The organism is Pseudomonas sp. HMSC067G02 (assembly GCF_001813485.1).
GTDB lineage: Bacteria > Pseudomonadota > Gammaproteobacteria > Pseudomonadales > Pseudomonadaceae > Pseudomonas > Pseudomonas aeruginosa.
On the sequence record NZ_KV812708.1, the window covers coordinates 15,020 to 31,694 of the forward strand.

At 64.7% G+C, this 16,675-nt stretch carries 18 protein-coding genes; 12 read left to right on the forward strand and 6 right to left on the reverse strand.

Annotated elements, in window-relative coordinates:
* Window positions 1-799 (reverse strand): MFS transporter (locus HMPREF2914_RS22995; protein ID WP_139148223.1); only part of this gene is annotated, 799 nt, incomplete at its 3' end.
* Window positions 800-1,176: 377 nt separating this feature from the next.
* Between HMPREF2914_RS22995 and HMPREF2914_RS23000 the strand changes: the two genes are divergently transcribed.
* A complete protein-coding gene (locus HMPREF2914_RS23000; protein WP_003140168.1) occupies window positions 1,177-2,058 on the forward strand; it encodes a LysR substrate-binding domain-containing protein in 882 nt (293 codons plus the stop codon).
* Window positions 2,059-2,126: 68 nt separating this feature from the next.
* Here the strand turns inward: HMPREF2914_RS23000 and HMPREF2914_RS23005 are convergent, their stop codons facing one another.
* Window positions 2,127-2,306, reverse strand: a complete 180-nt coding sequence (locus HMPREF2914_RS23005; protein ID WP_003087367.1) for a PA1571 family protein — start codon at window positions 2,304-2,306, stop codon at window positions 2,127-2,129.
* 209 nt (window positions 2,307-2,515) lie between these two features.
* Between HMPREF2914_RS23005 and HMPREF2914_RS23010 the strand changes: the two genes are divergently transcribed.
* Window positions 2,516-3,661: an ATP-NAD kinase family protein gene (locus HMPREF2914_RS23010; RefSeq protein ID WP_023092000.1), complete on the forward strand. Its 1,146-nt coding sequence runs from the start codon at window positions 2,516-2,518 to the stop codon at window positions 3,659-3,661.
* 10 nt (window positions 3,662-3,671) lie between these two features.
* The gene (locus tag HMPREF2914_RS23015; protein WP_003087371.1) at window positions 3,672-4,268 is read left to right on the forward strand and encodes a DUF1287 domain-containing protein; all 597 of its coding nucleotides are present in this window, start codon (window positions 3,672-3,674) and stop codon (window positions 4,266-4,268) included.
* A gap of 112 nt (window positions 4,269-4,380) precedes the next feature.
* Here HMPREF2914_RS23015 and HMPREF2914_RS23020 read toward each other — a convergent pair whose 3' ends face one another.
* Both HMPREF2914_RS23020 and HMPREF2914_RS23025 read right to left on the reverse strand, forming a co-directional pair.
* Complete coding sequence (locus tag HMPREF2914_RS23020) at window positions 4,381-4,662, reverse strand: pyrimidine/purine nucleoside phosphorylase (RefSeq protein WP_023091999.1); 282 nt, start codon at window positions 4,660-4,662, stop codon at window positions 4,381-4,383.
* A gap of 94 nt (window positions 4,663-4,756) precedes the next feature.
* Entirely contained in the window at window positions 4,757-5,308 is a 552-nt protein-coding gene (locus tag HMPREF2914_RS23025) for a 3'-5' exonuclease (protein WP_003087377.1), read from the reverse strand.
* A gap of 103 nt (window positions 5,309-5,411) precedes the next feature.
* Between HMPREF2914_RS23025 and HMPREF2914_RS23030 the strand changes: the two genes are divergently transcribed.
* The gene (locus HMPREF2914_RS23030; RefSeq protein ID WP_003110964.1) at window positions 5,412-6,278 is read left to right on the forward strand and encodes an NAD(P)-dependent oxidoreductase; all 867 of its coding nucleotides are present in this window, start codon (window positions 5,412-5,414) and stop codon (window positions 6,276-6,278) included.
* 6 nt (window positions 6,279-6,284) lie between these two features.
* Here HMPREF2914_RS23030 and HMPREF2914_RS23035 read toward each other — a convergent pair whose 3' ends face one another.
* Window positions 6,285-6,626 carry a DMT family protein gene (locus tag HMPREF2914_RS23035; RefSeq protein ID WP_003087393.1) on the reverse strand — a complete coding sequence of 114 codons (342 nt, stop codon included), beginning with the start codon at window positions 6,624-6,626 and terminating at the stop codon, window positions 6,285-6,287.
* Window positions 6,627-6,738: 112 nt separating this feature from the next.
* Between HMPREF2914_RS23035 and HMPREF2914_RS23040 the strand changes: the two genes are divergently transcribed.
* The 3 genes from HMPREF2914_RS23040 (at window position 6,739) to HMPREF2914_RS23050 (ending at window position 8,594) form a co-directional block, all read left to right on the forward strand.
* Window positions 6,739-7,494 (forward strand): hypothetical protein, encoded by a 756-nt coding sequence (locus tag HMPREF2914_RS23040; protein ID WP_003104393.1) that lies wholly within the window; start codon window positions 6,739-6,741, stop codon window positions 7,492-7,494.
* Window positions 7,495-7,597: 103 nt separating this feature from the next.
* On the forward strand, window positions 7,598-7,852 hold the full coding sequence (locus tag HMPREF2914_RS23045) for a YkgJ family cysteine cluster protein (protein ID WP_003087397.1): 255 nt from the start codon (window positions 7,598-7,600) through the stop codon (window positions 7,850-7,852).
* Between the two features lie 133 nt (window positions 7,853-7,985).
* Window positions 7,986-8,594: an START domain-containing protein gene (locus tag HMPREF2914_RS23050; RefSeq protein ID WP_003104390.1), complete on the forward strand. Its 609-nt coding sequence runs from the start codon at window positions 7,986-7,988 to the stop codon at window positions 8,592-8,594.
* A gap of 114 nt (window positions 8,595-8,708) precedes the next feature.
* Here the strand turns inward: HMPREF2914_RS23050 and gltA are convergent, their stop codons facing one another.
* A complete protein-coding gene (gene gltA / locus HMPREF2914_RS23055) occupies window positions 8,709-9,995 on the reverse strand; it encodes a citrate synthase (RefSeq protein WP_003087400.1) in 1,287 nt (428 codons plus the stop codon).
* Window positions 9,996-10,343: 348 nt separating this feature from the next.
* On the opposite strand from gltA, the gene sdhC reads away from it, so the two are divergent.
* The 5 genes from sdhC (at window position 10,344) to HMPREF2914_RS23080 (ending at window position 16,675) form a co-directional block, all read left to right on the forward strand.
* A complete protein-coding gene (sdhC, locus tag HMPREF2914_RS23060) occupies window positions 10,344-10,730 on the forward strand; it encodes a succinate dehydrogenase, cytochrome b556 subunit (protein ID WP_003104388.1) in 387 nt (128 codons plus the stop codon).
* Entirely contained in the window at window positions 10,724-11,092 is a 369-nt protein-coding gene (sdhD, locus tag HMPREF2914_RS23065) for a succinate dehydrogenase, hydrophobic membrane anchor protein (RefSeq protein ID WP_003104386.1), read from the forward strand. Before sdhC ends, sdhD begins: the two co-directional genes overlap by 7 nt.
* Before the next feature lie 3 nt (window positions 11,093-11,095).
* Window positions 11,096-12,868, forward strand: coding sequence for a succinate dehydrogenase flavoprotein subunit (sdhA, locus tag HMPREF2914_RS23070; RefSeq protein WP_003087407.1), 1,773 nt, complete (start codon window positions 11,096-11,098; stop codon window positions 12,866-12,868).
* Window positions 12,869-12,879: 11 nt separating this feature from the next.
* Window positions 12,880-13,587 (forward strand): succinate dehydrogenase iron-sulfur subunit, encoded by a 708-nt coding sequence (locus tag HMPREF2914_RS23075; RefSeq protein ID WP_003087410.1) that lies wholly within the window; start codon window positions 12,880-12,882, stop codon window positions 13,585-13,587.
* A gap of 256 nt (window positions 13,588-13,843) precedes the next feature.
* Window positions 13,844-16,675, forward strand: a complete 2,832-nt coding sequence (locus HMPREF2914_RS23080; protein ID WP_003087413.1) for a 2-oxoglutarate dehydrogenase E1 component — start codon at window positions 13,844-13,846, stop codon at window positions 16,673-16,675.

The following is a 16,675-nucleotide window of genomic DNA, read 5'->3' on the forward strand; positions in this document are numbered from 1 at the left end:
TCGCGTAGCGCGCCGGCTTGAGCAGGAAGTAGGCCAGGCCGAGGCAGAGCACCGTGCGGTTGCGCACCACCTTGGCGAGTACCTGCAGGCTGCCGCCGTTGCCGCCTTCCGGCCTGAAGCCGGCATAGCGCACGGCCTCGCTCGCGACCTGCGGTTCGACGGGTGGATGGCCGACGTCCTCCGGGCGGTTGCGCTGCAACAACAGGAACAGCAGGGCCACGCCGCCGACCACCGCGGCGCTGGAGTAGAACGCCGCGTGCCAGGTACCGAACACGCTGTACGCCCACCAGCCGGCGAACGGCGAGGCGACCAGGCCGCCGAAGGCGTAGCAGGTGCTCCACAGGCCGAGCACCCGACCGCGTTCGTGAGTGGCGAAGAAACTGCCGATGTTCTTGCACAGCCCCGACCAGCCGGTGGACTGCGCCAGTCCCTGGACCACCATGCAAGTGGCGAAGATCGGCAGGGTGGCGAAGGTGCCCATGACCAGCGCGGCCAGTGCGGAGATCAGCAGGCCGCCGAACACCACGATGCGCGGGCCGAAGCGGTCGGCCAGCACGCCCCAGGTGAACTGGCCGACGGCATAGGCGGCGAGGTAGATGGCGTCGAGATCGGCCATCGCCATCTTGTCCAACTGGAAGCCCGGATCTTCGGCGATGCCGAGCTTGGCGACGGAAAAGGCCTTGCGGGTGAAATAGAAGGCGGCGTAGGCCAGCCAGGTGATCGCGAATATCTGCAGGCGCCAGCGCTGGAAGCTGGACACGGGATAGGACGGCAGCGCCGTCCCGGGACGTTGATTCATGGTTCTGACCTCGATCTTGTTATCGGTGCCGGCAGGTGTGAGGGGAACACGCCTTGTTGTTGTTCTGATGAGCACTTCCGCACCGCCATGTCGCGGTGCCTGGTCAGAGGGATCTGGAGTCGGCTTCACCTCCTGGGTAAGGGTTGCGGATGCCCAGGCAGGGGCTGGCTGCCGAGGCGCTGGCGCGCTGTGGTGAAGGGATGGAAACAATTCCGGATAAATAAATGAAATCGATTTATCAAATTTTAAATATAAGTTTTACTTGTTTATCCGTAGGCCTGGCGCGGCGTGGGTCGAGGAAGTTGACCGAACGGTCATCCCCGTGTGCGCCGCCCATGGCGCGGAACCCCTTGTCCTGCCTGGAGTGGTGAAGGTCCATGTCGGTATCCCATGCGCAGTTGAAGGCTTTCCATGCGGTCGCCGTGTACGGCAGCTTCACGCGCGCCGCCGAGCGCCTGTTTCTCACCCAGCCGGCGGTTTCCGACCAGGTGCGCAAGCTGGAGGAGCGTTACGGCGTTCTGCTGTTCCACCGTAACAAGCGCTCGGTGCGCCTGAGCGAACTGGGCGAGCGCCTGCTCGCGGTGACCCAGCGGCTGTTCGCGATCGAGGCCGAGGCGGAGGAGCTGTTGTCCGCCTCCAGCGCCCTGCGGACCGGCACCCTGACCCTGGCGGTGGATGCGCCGGTGCACGTATTGCCGCAGATCGCGCGTTTCTGCGAGCGCTATCCGGGTATCGCGGTGCGGGTGGAGACCGGCAATACCGACGAGTCTCTGCAGCGACTGTTCAGCTACCAGGCCGACCTGGCCCTGTTGGGCCGGGACGTCAGCGACGAGCGGTTGCTTTCGCTGACCCTGCGCAACGATCCGATCGTCGCCTTCGTTTCGCTCAGCCATCCGTGGGCCGGGCGCGAGTCGATCCGCCTCGCCGATCTCGACGACATGCCGCTGGTGCTGCGCGAGCAGGGCTCGGTGACCCGCCAGACCCTGGAGGAGGAGATGAGCCGCGCCGGCCTGCGGATCCGCCCGGCGATCCAGGTCGAGGGCCGCGAGGCCTCGCGCGAGGCGGTGGTGGCGGGGATCGGCGTGGGGGTGGTGTCGGCCGCGGAGTTCGGCGCCGACACGCGGGTCCATGCGCTGCCCATCGTCGATTGCCAGCGACGCCTGACCGAGACCCTGGTGTGCCTGCGCGAACAGCGCTCGCGGCGGATCGTCGAGACCTTCCTCGACCTGGTCGGCGAGGACCTGTCGGCGCCGAGCTAGGGCGCGGCTTCGCGCAAGCGAAAAAAAGCCCGGCGGATGCCGGGCTTCGAAGTCGTGCTGGCGGGCACTCAGGCCTGCTTCTGTTCCTGCTCCAGGGACCTGTCCAGCTCGCGGCAGGCGCGCTGGATCATCACCTCGGTGATCGGGATTTCCCGGCCCTGGGCGTCGATGATGGCGCCACCGCTGTGCTGCTGCGTATTGAAGGGGATCACGCGGCGCTTGGCGGTATCGGTGTGTTGCGAATTCATTGCCCGTCTCCTCATCAGGTTTATCGGCAGTCTAGGGAGCGCAGATGAAACCGCCGTGACAAACGGCGGATGTCGTGCCGCTCCAACGCGAAAGCCATGGACCATAGCAATCTTGCAGCCGGCGTGCCAGCTTGCCGGCTACCGCTGGGTTTTTCTGGTTATAGTGGTCCGACCGGTGTGGGCGTCCTGGAGTTCGCCCGAGGATGAGTATGGACATGTTTCGCCTGGGGTTGGTGGTCAATCCCTTGGCCGGGCTGGGTGGCCCGGTCGCCTTGAAGGGCAGCGACGGGGTGGCCGCCGAGGCCCTGGCCAGAGGCGCCGAACCACGTGCGCTGGAGCGCACCCGGATAGCCCTGGAGTGCCTGTTGCCGCTGGTCGAGAAGATCGAGTTCCTGACCTTTCCCGGGGCCATGGGCGGCGAGTTGCTCGAGCGCATGGGCTTCCGCCATCGCCTGCTCGGCGAGTGGCAGGGAGCGGTCAGCAGCGCGGCGGATACCCGGTTGGCGGTCGAGCGTTTGCAGGAGGCCGGCGTCGCCCTGATCCTGTTCGCCGGTGGTGATGGCACAGCACGGGATGTTGCCGGGGTGGTGCGCGAGCAACAGCCGGTGCTCGGCATTCCGGCCGGGGTGAAGATCCACTCCGGGGTCTATGCCATCAGTCCGCGCGCGGCCGGCGAATTGGCCAGGCGCCTGGTCGAGGGCGGCCTGGTGCGCCTGGCCAGCGGCGAGGTGCGCGACCTCGACGAAGAGGCGCTGCGCGCCGGCCGCGTCGCCGCGCGTTGGTACGGCGAGATGACGGTGCCGGAGGAGGGCCACTTCATGCAGCACGTGAAGCAGGCAGGGATGGAGTCCGAGGAGCTGGTGCTGGTGGACCTCGCCGACTGGCTGGCGGAAAGCTGGGAAGACGGTGTGCGCTATGTGCTCGGACCGGGCTCGACCCTGCATGGCCTGGCGCGCAATCTCGGCCTGGAAACCACCCTGCTGGGCGTCGACGTGCTGGAGAATGGCGCGGTGCTCGCCCGCGACGTCGACGAGGCGCGGCTGTTCGAACTGGTGGACGGTCATCCGGCGTTCCTGCTGGTCACCGCCATCGGCGGCCAGGGCCACGTGATCGGTCGCGGCAACCAGCAGATCAGTCCCCGGGTGTTGCGCGCCATCGGCCTGGAGCGCATGCGGGTGGTCGCCACCAAGCGCAAGCTGGGGACCCTCGGGGGCCGCCCGTTGCTGGTCGACAGCGGCGACCCGGCGCTGGACGACAGCTTCCCGGACGCCATCCGGGTCTGGGCCGGCTACAAGGAAGAACTGCTGTATCCGCTGGGATACGGGAAGGACCAGGACGCGCCCGCGGGCGCCTAGGAGGAAAAGGATGGACAAGGACGTATCCGGCGCGCTGCGCCGCCTGTTGCTGCTCGCCATGCTCGGACTGCCACTGGCGGCGGCCGCTGCGGTCGAACCGCAGCGACTGGTGGATGCGGCGCGTGCCCAGGTGGGCGTGACCCTGGGCTACGACCCGGCCTACCGGCAACTGGACTATCCGGGCGGCGACGTGCCGCTGCAGACCGGGGTCTGCACCGACGTGGTGGTCCGTGCGCTGCGTGGACAGGGGCTGGACCTGCAGAAGGCGGTGCACGAGGACATGCGTCGCCACTTCGCGGCCTACCCGCAGCAATGGGGGATGAAAGGCACCGACCGCAACATCGATCACCGCCGCGTACCGAACCTGATGACCTGGTTCAGCCGCCAGGGCCTGGCACTGACGCCGAGCCGCGACGCCTCCGCCTACCGGGCCGGAGACATAGTCGCCTGGCGCCTGGACAACGGCCTGCTGCATATCGGCGTGCTTTCCGATCGCAGGCTGGAGGGCAGGCCGCTGGTGTTGCACAACATCGGTGCCGGCGTGCGGGAAGAGGACCTGCTGTTCCGCTACCAGGTCATCGGCCACTACCGCTTCCCGCAGGGCTGAATGGGCTAGGCAAGCCGCTCCAGCGGCGGATGAGCGTACCGATCCCTCCGCCGCCGCTGGACGGCGGCCAAGAAAAAACCGGCCTGCGGCCGGTTTTCCTGTCTGCCCGGGCTCAGCGGTATTCGCAGAGGTAGGCGGTGTCCTGGGCGACCTTGAGCTGGAACTTGCTGTTCGCCGGGACGGTGAACTGGCTGCCGCTGGCGTATTCCTGCCACTCGTCGCTGCCCTGCAGCTTGACCGTCAGCGCGCCGGCGACCACATGCATGATCTCCAGCTGGCTGGTGCCGAATTCGTATTCGCCTGCCGCCATCACGCCGATGGTGGCCGGGCCGGCGGTCATGTCGAAGGCGATGGATTTGACGGTGCCGTCGAAGTATTCGTTGACCTTGAACATGGGCTTCTCCTGAAGGGGTGAACAGGCGGGTTTGAAAAGGCCCGCCAGTATGCCCAAGCCTCGGAAAGGCGTCACTAGGCGGCGCGGGCCTCGTTCAATGCTCCACCGGCAATACCAGCGGCAGCAGCCGTGCGGTATTGCGGGCATCCTCCAGGGCGCGGTGCTGCTGGCCCTGGAAACTCATCCCGGCCAGTTGCAGGGCCGCGTTCAGGCCGACCGGGCGGGGCAGCTGGCGGACTTCGCCGAAGCGTTGCTTGAGATTGACGTGCGGCACTTCGCTGAGCTGGCTGGTCAGCCCGTGCTGGCGCCATTCCTGCTCCAGCTGGCGGCGGTCGTAGTCGCCCCAGCTGGCCCAGCCGGCCAGTCGCGGACGATGCTGGGCGAGCCAGCGCTCGAAGGCTTCCCAGACCGTGTCGAGATGGGCGGCGCCATCGACGTTGGCCTGGCTGATATGCGTGAGGTCGCGGCAGAAGTGGGTCAGCAGCGGCCGCCTGACCGGTCGTACGAAACGCTGGAAGTGGTCCAGTTCGCGGGCGTCCGCGGCGGCGACCAGGGTGGCGCCGATCTCGATGATTTCCATTTCCTCCAGGGGCCAGCCGCCTTCCGCGGTAGTGGCCTCCAGATCGATTACCAGCCAGTGAGGCATCGGAGCTATCCATACCAGGGTCCGCGCTGAGTATGGCGGGGCTTCCGGACCTCGGCAAACCGCTGTGCTAGGCTGCGGGATCGGATTTCGAGGAGATGACGGAATGACTGCGGTCGCATTTCTCGGCCTGGGCACGATGGGCTACCCGATGGCCGGGCACCTGCAGCGCGAGGGCTATCACGTCTGCGTCTATAATCGCTCGTCGGCCAAGGCGCTGCGCTGGGTCGAGGAGTACGCCGGACGATACGCCGATACGCCGCGCGAGGCCTGTGCCGGCGCCGAACTGGTGTTCTGCTGCGTCGGTAACGACGACGACCTGCGTGCCGTGGCGCTGGGCGAGCAGGGCGCCTTCGCCGGAATGGCGCCGGGCAGCCTGTTCGTCGACCACACCACCGCTTCGGCGGAAGTCGCCCGCGAGCTGTCGCTGCTGGCTGCCGAGCGTGAGCTGGGCTTTCTCGACGCGCCGGTCTCCGGCGGCCAGGCGGGCGCGGTCAACGGCGCCCTGACGGTGATGGTCGGTGGCGAGGAGGCCTTCTATCGACGCGCCGAACCGCTGCTGCGCAGCTATGCGCGGATGGTCCGGCGAATGGGCGACGTGGGTAGCGGGCAATTGACCAAGATGGTCAACCAGATCTGCGTCGCGGGGCTGCTCCAGGGCTTGGCCGAGGCGCTGCACTTCGCCCAGTGCGCCGGTCTCGACGGCGAGGCGGCGATGCAGGTGATCGGCAAGGGCGCGGCCCAGTCCTGGCAACTGGAAAACCGCCACCAGAGCATGCTGGCCGGAGAGTTCGACTTCGGCTTCGCCGTGGATTGGATGCGCAAGGACCTGTCGATCCTGCTCGCCGAGGCGCGACGCAACGGCGCGCAGTTGCCGGTCACGGCGCTGGTCGACCAGTTCTACGCCGAAGTGCAGGCGATGGGCGGCGGTCGTTGGGATACCTCCAGCCTGATCGCCCGGCTACGTTCGTGACGCGGCTCAGGCGCGGAAGATGAAGTACACCGCGCCGAGCAGGCACAGGCCGGCCCAGAGGTAGTCCAGTTTCAGCGGCTGCTGCATGAAGTAGACGCTGAACGGGACGAAGACCGCCAGGGTGATGACTTCCTGCATGATCTTCAGTTGGCCGACCGAGAGTTCGGTGTAGCCGATGCGGTTGGCCGGCACCTGCAGCAGGTATTCGAACAGCGCGATACCCCAGCTGATCAGGGCGGCGATGATCCAGGGCTTGCTGTTGAGGGTCTTCAGGTGGCCATACCAGGCGAAGGTCATGAACAGGTTGGAGCAGGCTAGCAACAAGGCGGTTTGCAGCCAGACAGGCATGATGGATGGGCTCCGGAGGGCTGGGACGGCGCAGCCTAATTGGCTGCGGCGATAAAACCAAGTGGGCAGGCATCGGTCGGTAGGGGTTGGTGCTCGGAAAAGGATGAAAGGTATGCGGTTGCACAAGCGCTCGCTGGTCTGGGGCCTCGCCTTGAGCGGGCTGGCCGTCGTGCTGGCGGCCGCCTGGTGGGCGAGCCAGGCGTCGCGGGAGCCGGCTCTGTGGAGCGAGCTGCGGGTGCCGCCGGCGTTTGCCATCCCGCGCGATTTCGACCTGGGCGAATACCGCTTGAGCTGGGGCGGCAAGAGCCTCGCCCTGTCAGTGGCGGGTAGCGCCCGGCCGCCGTTGTGGGAGAGCGAGGGCGGTTTTCTCGGGGCCGGGCGGGAAAGCGCCGGTCGTCTGCAGTTGCGCTGCCAGGAGCAGAGCCTGGAGAGCTTCGAACTGGTCGGTCGACGCTTGTCCCTGAAGGGCCACCTGCGCTGCGCCGATGGTCGGCTCAGCGCCTACGAGCTGTCGTTCGAGCCGCGCCAGGGCGGCGTGGAGGTGCGCGTCGCCCTGGCGGACAGCGAGCTGAACCGGGTCGCCCTGTCCTGGCGGCGTGGAGCGGGGGAGCGCTTGTCCGGTATCGTCGATGACGAGGCGGAAGGTCGCTCCTGGGTCTTGCCGGCCGGGGTCGCCGGCTACTGGAGTTCCGCTGGCAACGCCTTCCTCGGCCACTCGACGGCGGCGCAATCCCTCGACCTGCGCGAGCCGGGCCGGGTGCAATGGCGGGCTGCGACCGAGTCGGCCAGGGCCTGGCTGTTCGCTGCCGGCAACCGCGAGCAGTGGCAGCTTCGCAGCGCGCGTCTCGAGGCGGAAACGCGCCGCTGATCCGCCGGGCTTGGCGGCGGCCTGGCCGGTCCGTATTCTTTGCGCCCGTTCCGGACGGCTGTCCTGGCCGCTCCTCTGCCAACTTTCGGGCGAGATCCTTCCCATGCAATGTAGAGCCGGCTGCGGCGCCTGCTGCATAGCACCGTCGATTTCCTCTCCGCTGCCGGGCATGCCGGCCGGCAAGCCCGCGGGCGTACGCTGCCTGCACCTGGACGAAAACCATCTCTGCGGGCTGTTCGGCCGACCGGAGCGACCGGCTGTGTGCGGCCAGTTCGGCGCCGATCCGGAAATCTGCGGCGACAGCCGTGAGCAGGCGCTGGCCCTGATCGCGGAGTGGGAAGTCATCACTGCCGCGTGAACGGGTTGGAAGTCTGGCTGTCTCACGCCATACTGCTGCGCATCCTGCGCCGAAGGCTCAGGATCGCGGCTTGCAGGGCGTCGACCGCCCGGCCGGCGAACCGAAAATAACCATAAAGAGAGGAACAGGAACGATGCGTGGCATTTTGCGTATGACCGTGCTGGCTGCCGCAGTGTTCGGGGTGGCCGGCAATGCGCTGGCCGAAGACTGGAAGCTGGCCAAGGACGAGGACGGCGTGAAGGTCTACCTCAGCAGTGTCCAGGGCTCCAAGTACAAGGCTTATCGCGGCGTTACCGACATCAAGGCCGACGTGGCGACCATCGAGGCGCTGCAGGAGGACGTCAAGGGTTCCTGCAAGTGGATCCATGCCTGCGCCGAGATGAAACTCCTGAAGCAGGAAGGCGCCGACGCCTGGACCTACTCGAAGATCGACATGCCCTGGCCGGTCACCGGTCGCGACGTGGTCATCCATGTCACCACCGAGAAGACTGCGGATGGCACCGTGATCCGTCACCTTAAGGCCGATCCGACCTATATCCCCGAGGAAAAGGGCCAGATCCGCGTGCCCAAGCTGGTCGGCGAGTGGAAGTTGCAGCCGAAGGGGCAGGGCGTGACGGAAGTGACCTACCAGGTGGAAACCGAGCCGGGTGGCAGCATTCCTTCCTGGTTGGCCAACAGCTTCGTGGTCGACGCGCCGCTGAACACCCTCAAGGGCCTGCGTAGCGCCGCCGAGAAGCGCTGAGCGCGCCTTCCTTGCAAAAAGACCGCCTCCGGGGCGGTTTTTTTGTGTCCGGAGGAAAGGGGCGGGCACAAAAAAGGCTGCCGAAGCAGCCTTTCTCGCCAGGCGTGACGGGTTTCAGCCGCGATCCTTGAGGGCGGTGAAGTCGCGCTGGGTGTGGCCGGTATAGAGCTGGCGCGGGCGGCCGATCTTGTAGGGACCGGAGAGCATTTCCTGCCAGTGCGAGATCCAGCCGACGGTACGCGCCAGGGCGAAGATCACGGTGAACATGCTGGTCGGAATGCCGATCGCCTTGAGGATGATCCCCGAGTAGAAGTCGACGTTCGGGTACAGGTTGCGTTCCACGAAGTAGGGGTCGTGGCGGGCGATTTCTTCCAGCTTCATCGCCAGTTCCAGTTGCGGGTCGTTGATGCCCAGTTCCTGGAGGACCTCGTCGCAGGTCTGCTTCATGACCTTGGCGCGCGGGTCGAAGTTCTTGTAGACACGATGGCCGAAGCCCATCAGCTTGAACGGATCGTTCTTGTCCTTGGCCTTCTCGACGAACTTGTCGATGTTGGACACGTCGCCGATCTCGTCGAGCATGCGCAGCACCGCTTCGTTCGCGCCGCCATGGGCCGGTCCCCACAGGGCGGCGATGCCGGAGGCGATGCAGGCGAACGGATTGGCGCCGGAGGAGCCGGCCAGACGCACCGTGGAGGTGGAGGCGTTCTGCTCGTGGTCGGCGTGGAGAATGAAGATGCGGTCCATGGCCTTGGCCAGCACGGGGCTGATCGGCTTGGTCTCGCAGGGGGTGTTGAACATCATGTGCAGGAAGTTTTCCGCGTAGTTCAGGTCGTTACGCGGATACATCATCGGCTCGCCCTTGGAGTACTTGTACACCATGGCGGCGATGGTCGGCATCTTGGCGATCAGGCGATGCGCGGAGACTTCGCGATGCTTCGGGTTATTGATGTCCAGGGAGTCGTGGTAGAAGGCCGAGAGGGCGCCGATCACGCCGCACATCACGGCCATCGGATGGGCGTCGCGGCGGAAGCCGTTGAAGAAGGTCTTCAGCTGCTCGTGAACCATGGTGTGGTTCTTGATGGTGCCGACGAACTGTTCCTTCTGCGCGGCGGTGGGCAGCTCGCCGTTCAGCAGCAGGTAGCAGGTTTCCAGGTAGTCGGATTTCTCCGCCAGTTGCTCGATGGGGTAGCCGCGATGGAGGAGGACGCCTTTGTCGCCGTCGATATAGGTGATCTTCGACTCGCAGGAGGCGGTCGACATGAAGCCAGGATCGAAGGTGAAGTGGCCCGTGGCGGTGAGGCCCCGTACATCCACTACATCGGGACCCATGGTACCGGATAGGACGGGCAGTTCGACGGGGGCTGAGCCCTCGATGATCAACTGCGCTTTTTTGTCAGCCATGATGGCCTCCTATTTATGCTTGAAATCATCAGTACCCCCCACGCAGGGCCCGCACCACTATAGAGGGATAAATTCGAAAGTCAATTTGCGCGAATCCATGCCGTAGAGCCTTTCGTTGCGGGGTTTTCGCAGAAAAAGGGGGCTATTTACGCCTTTTATAAAAGGCCCGCAATCAACCATTTGGCGATGGGTGTTTTCGTTGTCATTAGTAGCCTAACTGTCTATACTCGGCGTCCGACCGCAAGGGGTATTCCTGGCCCGCTTTCATAGACGGTCGCCACTCCCTGGTGATGGGTACCTGACAAGTGCACTTCCCGACAACTAGCCCTGTTCGTTAGGGCTCTCAGTGTGAAAAAAGCCGTGAATAGCAAACGACCTGTAAACCTAGACCTAAGGACCATCAAACTCCCTGTCACCGCTTACACGTCCATTCTCCACCGTATCTCTGGCGTCATCCTGTTCCTCGGTATTGCCGTGCTGCTGTTCGCGCTCGACAAGTCGCTGAGTTCGGAAGAAGGCTTCGAGCAGGTGAAGGCGTGCCTGACCAGTCCCCTGGCCAAGCTGGTGATCTGGGGCCTGCTGTCTGCGCTGCTGTACCACCTGGTGGCCGGTGTTCGCCACCTGGTCATGGACGCTGGCGTCGGCGAGACGCTGGAAGGCGGTAAGCGTGGCTCCAAAATCGTCATCGCCATCGCGGTGGTGCTGATCGTTCTGGCGGGGGTATGGGTATGGTAACTAACGTCACAAACTTCTCGCGCTCCGGCCTCTACGACTGGATGGCCCAGCGCGTTTCCGCGGTCGTTCTCGCGGCTTATGTCATTTTCCTGCTGGGCTACCTCATTGCTCACCCCAACATTTCCTACGCGGACTGGCACGGCCTGTTCTCGCAGGGTTGGATGCGCATCTTCAGCCTGTTGACCCTGGTTGCCCTGAGCGTCCATGCGTGGGTCGGTATGTGGACCATCTCCACCGACTACCTGACTTCGATGGCTCTCGGCAAGGCGGCGACAGTCGTGCGTTTCCTCTTCCAGGCGGTTTGCGGCATGGCGATGTTCGCATTCTTCGTCTGGGGTGTGCAGATTCTTTGGGGTATGTGATCCATGGCTAGCATTCGTACACTTTCCTTTGACGCCATCATCGTCGGTGGCGGTGGCGCCGGCATGCGTGCCGCGCTGCAACTGGCCCAGGGCGGCCACAAGACCGCCGTGGTGACCAAGGTCTTCCCGACCCGTTCCCACACCGTATCCGCACAGGGCGGCATCACCTGCGCGATCGCTTCGGCCGACCCGAACGACGATTGGCGTTGGCACATGTACGACACCGTCAAGGGTTCCGACTACATCGGTGACCAGGACGCGATCGAATACATGTGTTCCGTCGGTCCCGAGGCCGTGTTCGAGCTCGAGCACATGGGCCTGCCGTTCTCCCGTACCGAAACCGGCCGCATCTACCAGCGTCCGTTCGGCGGCCAGTCCAAGGACTTCGGCAAGGGTGGCCAGGCCGCCCGTACCTGCGCCGCCGCCGACCGTACCGGCCACGCGCTGCTGCACACCCTGTACCAGGCCAACCTGAAGAATGGCACCTCGTTCCTCAACGAGTGGTACGCGGTCGACCTGGTGAAGAACCAGGACGGCGCGGTGGTCGGCATCATCGCCATCTGCATCGAGACCGGCGAGACCGTCTACATCCGTTCCAAGGCCGTGGTCCTGGCCACTGGTGGTGCCGGCCGTATCTACGCCTCCACCACCAACGCGCTGATCAACACCGGTGACGGCGTGGGCATGGCCCTGCGTGCCGGCGTGCCGGTGCAGGACATCGAGATGTGGCAGTTCCACCCGACCGGCATCGCCGGCGCCGGTGTACTGGTCACCGAAGGTTGCCGCGGCGAAGGCGGTTACCTGATCAACGCCCACGGCGAGCGCTTCATGGAGCGTTATGCGCCGAACGCGAAGGACCTGGCCGGTCGCGACGTGGTCGCCCGTTCCATGGTCAAGGAAGTCCTGGCCGGCAACGGCGTGGGCCCGAACAAGGACCACGTGCTGCTGAAGCTCGACCACCTCGGCGAGGAAGTCCTGCACAGCCGCCTGCCCGGCATCTGCGAACTGTCCAAGACCTTCGCCCACGTCGACCCGGTCGTCGCGCCGATCCCGGTGATCCCGACCTGCCACTACATGATGGGCGGCGTTGCCACCAACATCCATGGCCAGGCCATCACCCAGGACGCCAACGGCAACGACCAGATCGTCGAAGGCCTGTTCGCCGTGGGCGAAGTGGCCTGCGTATCGGTACACGGCGCCAACCGCCTGGGCGGCAACTCGCTGCTCGATCTGGTGGTATTCGGCCGTGCCGCCGGTCTGCACCTGGAAAAAGCGCTGAAAGAGGGCATCGACGCCCGCGGCGCTTCCGAGAGCGACCTGGAAGCCTCCTTCAAGCGCCTGAACGGCGTGAACGAGCGCACCAGCGGCGAAGAAGTCGCTCCGCTCAAGCGCGAGCTGCAAAGCTGCATGCAGAACTACTTCGGTGTGTTCCGCACCGGCGAGTACATGCAGAAGGGCATCGCCCAGCTGGCCGACCTGCGCGAGCGTATCGCCAACGTCAAGATCAACGACAAGAGCCAGGCATTCAACACCGCGCGCATCGAAGCGCTGGAACTGCAAAACCTCCTCGAGGTGGCCGAGGCCACCGCGATCGCGGCCGAGCACCGCAAGGAGTCCCGTGGCGCCCACGCCCGTGAAGACTTCGAGGAGCGCGACGACGAGAACTGGCTGTGCCACACCCTGTACTTCCCGGGTGAGAAGCGCGTATCCAAGCGTTCCGTCAACTTCGCGCCGAAGACCGTTCCGGCATTCGAACCCAAGGTTCGGACTTACTAAGGGTGCCCGCCATGTTGCAAGTGAGTGTTTATCGTTACAACCCCGACAAAGATGCTGCGCCGTACATGCAGGATTTCCAGGTCGACACCAACGGCAAGGACGTGATGGTCCTCGACGTGCTGGCGCTGATCAAGGAACAGGACGAGGGCTTCTCCTACCGTCGTTCCTGCCGTGAAGGCGTCTGCGGCTCCGATGGCATGAACATCAACGGCAAGAACGGCCTGGCCTGCATCACCCCGCTGTCGGCCGCCGGCCTGAAGGGCGGCAAGCTGGTGATCCGTCCGCTGCCTGGCCTGCCGGTCATTCGTGACCTGGTCGTGGACATGAGCATCTTCTACAAGCAATACGAGAAGGTGAAGCCGTTCCTGCAGAACGATACGCCGGCCCCGGCCATCGAGCGTCTGCAGACCCCGGAAGAGCGCGAGAAGCTGGACGGTCTGTACGAGTGCATCCTGTGCGCCTGCTGCTCGACCTCCTGCCCGTCCTTCTGGTGGAACCCCGACAAGTTCCTCGGTCCGGCCGCACTGCTGCAAGCCTATCGTTTCCTGGCCGACAGCCGTGACACCAAGACCGAAGAGCGCCTGGCTTCGCTGGACGACCCGTTCAGTGTGTTCCGCTGCCGCGGAATCATGAACTGCGTGAACGTTTGCCCGAAGGGTCTGAACCCGACCAAGGCGATCGGCCACGTGCGTAATATGCTGCTGCAGAGCGGAACCTGATCCTCTCGCAGTTGTTATATGAGTTGTACCTAGCAACACCTGTGGCGCCGGAGTTCTTCCGGCGTCGCAGCAACTAAGCGGGCCAAGCTCACAAAGCCATGGCCCAGATTTGAAAAATATGACCAGCAGGGGCATCCGGGCTGGTACCCGGACTATCTGCGGGATCTGTAGTGGCCATACCGATGTCGCTGCCTGAGGACTTCGGAGCCTTCAAGGTTTCGCCAGGTGGTTGTCCCCTTACCGAGGGTGACCTAGCATGCACGAAAGCGTAATGCAGCGGATGTGGAACAGTGCCCATCTATCCGGTGGTAACGCTGCCTACGTCGAAGAGCTCTACGAGCTCTACCTGCACGACCCTAACGCTGTGCCAGAAGAGTGGCGCACGTATTTCCAGAAGCTTCCCGCCGATGGCAATCCCGCCCCCGACGTCTCGCACTCCACAGTGCGCGATCATTTCGTCCTGCTGGCCAAGAACCAGCGCCGTGCCCAGCCGGTTTCCGCCGGTAGCGTGAGCAGCGAGCACGAGAAGAAACAGGTCGAAGTCCTTCGTCTCATTCACGCTTACCGTCTCCGCGGCCACCAGGCTTCCACCCTCGACCCGCTCGGCCTGTGGCAGCGTCCCGCGCCTGCCGACCTGTCGATCGACCACTACGGTCTGACGGGTGCCGATCTGGACACCACTTTCCGCACCGGTGAGCTTTACATCGGCAAGGAAGAGGCGACCCTGCGTGAAATCGTCGACAGCCTGAAGAGTACCTATTGCGGTACCTTCGGCGCCGAGTTCATGCACATCGTCGATTCCGAGCAGCGCAAGTGGTTCCTCCAGCGCCTGGAAAGCGTGCGTGGCCGTCCCGGCTTCTCCGCCGAGGCGCGTGCGCACCTGCTCGAGCGCCTGACCGCGGCCGAAGGCCTGGAGAAGTACCTGGGCACCAAGTACCCGGGCACCAAGCGTTTCGGCCTGGAAGGCGGCGAAAGCCTGATCCCGATGGTCGACGAGATCATCCAGCGCTGCGGTTCCTACGGCGCCAAGGAAATCGTCATCGGCATGGCCCACCGCGGTCGCCTGAACGTCCTGGTCAACACCCTGGGCAAGAACCCGCGCGACCTGTTCGACGAGTTCGAAGGCAAGAAGATCGTCGAGCTGGGCTCCGGTGACGTGAAGTACCACCAGGGCTTCTCCTCGAACGTGATGACCAGCGGCGGCGAAGTCCACCTGGCGCTGGCGTTCAACCCGTCCCACCTGGAAATCGTTTCCCCGGTGGTCGAGGGTTCCGTTCGTGCCCGCCAGGACCGCCGCAAGGACAGCTCCGGCGACAAGGTGGTACCGATTTCCATCCACGGTGATGCCGCCTTCGCGGGGCAGGGCGTGGTCATGGAAACCTTCCAGATGTCGCAGACCCGCGCCTACAAGACCGGTGGCACCATCCATCTGGTGATCAACAACCAGGTCGGTTTCACCACCAGCCGCCAGGACGATGCGCGTTCCACCGAGTACGCCACCGACGTGGCGAAGATGATTCAGGCGCCGATCTTCCACGTCAACGGCGACGATCCCGAAGCCGTGCTGTTCGTCACCCAGCTGGCCGTCGACTATCGCATGCAGTTCAAGCGTGACGTGGTCATCGACCTGGTCTGCTACCGTCGCCGCGGCCACAACGAGGCGGACGAGCCGAGCGGCACCCAGCCGCTGATGTACCAGCAGATCGCCAAGCAGCGTACTACCCGCGAGCTGTACGCCGATGCCCTGGTGAATGCCGGCGTGCTCAGCGCCGAGCAGGTTCAGTCGAAGATCGACGACTACCGCGACGCCCTGGACAACGGCCTGCACGTGGTGAAGAGCCTGGTCAAGGAGCCCAACAAGGAACTGTTCGTCGACTGGCGTCCGTACCTGGGCCATGCCTGGACCGCGCGTCACGACACCCGCTTCGACCTGAAGACCCTGCAGGAACTGTCCAGCAAGATGCTGGAAGTGCCGGAAGGCTTCGTGGTTCAGCGCCAGGTTTCGAAGATCTACGAAGATCGCCAGAAGATGGCGGCCGGTGGCCTGCCGATCAACTGGGGCTTCGCCGAGACCCTGGCCTACGCGACCCTGCTGTTCGAAGGCCATCCGGTACGGATGACCGGCCAGGACGTCGGCCGTGGCACCTTCTCGCACCGTCACGCGGTGCTGCACAACCAGAAGGACGACTCGGTCTACGTACCGCTGGCCAATCTGTTCGACGGCCAGCCGCGCCTGGATATCTACGATTCCTTCCTTTCGGAAGAGGCCGTGCTGGCGTTCGAATACGGTTTCGCCACCACCACGCCGAATTCGCTGGTGATCTGGGAAGCCCAGTTCGGCGACTTCGCCAACGGCGCCCAGGTGGTCATCGACCAGTTCATCACCAGTGGCGAAAGCAAATGGGGCCGACTCTGCGGCCTGACCATGCTGCTGCCGCACGGCTATGAGGGGCAGGGTCCGGAGCACTCCTCCGCGCGCCTGGAGCGCTACCTGCAGCTCTGCGCCGAGCAGAACATCCAGGTCTGCGTGCCGACCACCCCGGCTCAGGTCTACCACATGCTCCGCCGTCAGGTGATCCGCCCGCTGCGCAAGCCGCTGGTGGTGATGACGCCGAAGTCCCTGCTGCGTCACAAGCTCGCCATCTCGACCCTGGAAGATCTGGCCAACGGTTCCTTCCAGACCGTGATCCCGGAAATCGACAGCCTGGATCCGAAGAAGGTCGACCGCGTCGTGCTGTGCAGCGGCAAGGTGTACTACGACCTGCTGGAGAAGCGTCGCGCGGAAGGCCGCGAAGATACCGCGATCGTCCGTATCGAGCAGCTGTATCCGTTCCCGGAAGACGACCTGGCGGAAGTTCTGGCTCCCTACAAGAATCTCAAGCACATCGTCTGGTGCCAGGAAGAGCCGATGAACCAGGGCGCCTGGTTCTGCAGCCAGCATCACATGCGTCGTGTCATCGCCGCGCACAAGAAGGGCCTCAATCTCGAGTACGCCGGCCGCGAAGGCTCCGCTGCTCCGGCTTGCGGCTACGCCTCGATGCACGCCGAGCAGCAGGAAAAACTGCTGCAAGACGCCTTTACTGTTTAA

Coding starts and splice junctions, on each gene's coding strand:
- HMPREF2914_RS23040 (WP_003104393.1), top strand. CDS start 6,739: ATGCGGTTGCACAAGCGCTCGCTGGTCTGGGGCCTCGCCTTGAGCGGG.
- sdhD (WP_003104386.1), top strand. CDS start 10,724: ATGGTAACTAACGTCACAAACTTCTCGCGCTCCGGCCTCTACGACTGG.
- HMPREF2914_RS23015 (WP_003087371.1), top strand. CDS start 3,672: ATGGACAAGGACGTATCCGGCGCGCTGCGCCGCCTGTTGCTGCTCGCC.
- HMPREF2914_RS23075 (WP_003087410.1), top strand. CDS start 12,880: ATGTTGCAAGTGAGTGTTTATCGTTACAACCCCGACAAAGATGCTGCG.
- HMPREF2914_RS23050 (WP_003104390.1), top strand. CDS start 7,986: ATGCGTGGCATTTTGCGTATGACCGTGCTGGCTGCCGCAGTGTTCGGG.
- HMPREF2914_RS23080 (WP_003087413.1), top strand. CDS start 13,844: ATGCACGAAAGCGTAATGCAGCGGATGTGGAACAGTGCCCATCTATCC.
- HMPREF2914_RS23020 (WP_023091999.1), bottom strand. CDS start 4,662: ATGTTCAAGGTCAACGAATACTTCGACGGCACCGTCAAATCCATCGCC.
- HMPREF2914_RS23025 (WP_003087377.1), bottom strand. CDS start 5,308: ATGCCTCACTGGCTGGTAATCGATCTGGAGGCCACTACCGCGGAAGGC.
- HMPREF2914_RS23045 (WP_003087397.1), top strand. CDS start 7,598: ATGCAATGTAGAGCCGGCTGCGGCGCCTGCTGCATAGCACCGTCGATT.
- HMPREF2914_RS23030 (WP_003110964.1), top strand. CDS start 5,412: ATGACTGCGGTCGCATTTCTCGGCCTGGGCACGATGGGCTACCCGATG.
- HMPREF2914_RS23000 (WP_003140168.1), top strand. CDS start 1,177: ATGTCGGTATCCCATGCGCAGTTGAAGGCTTTCCATGCGGTCGCCGTG.
- HMPREF2914_RS23010 (WP_023092000.1), top strand. CDS start 2,516: ATGGACATGTTTCGCCTGGGGTTGGTGGTCAATCCCTTGGCCGGGCTG.
- sdhA (WP_003087407.1), top strand. CDS start 11,096: ATGGCTAGCATTCGTACACTTTCCTTTGACGCCATCATCGTCGGTGGC.
- HMPREF2914_RS23035 (WP_003087393.1), bottom strand. CDS start 6,626: ATGCCTGTCTGGCTGCAAACCGCCTTGTTGCTAGCCTGCTCCAACCTG.
- HMPREF2914_RS23005 (WP_003087367.1), bottom strand. CDS start 2,306: ATGAATTCGCAACACACCGATACCGCCAAGCGCCGCGTGATCCCCTTC.
- gltA (WP_003087400.1), bottom strand. CDS start 9,995: ATGGCTGACAAAAAAGCGCAGTTGATCATCGAGGGCTCAGCCCCCGTC.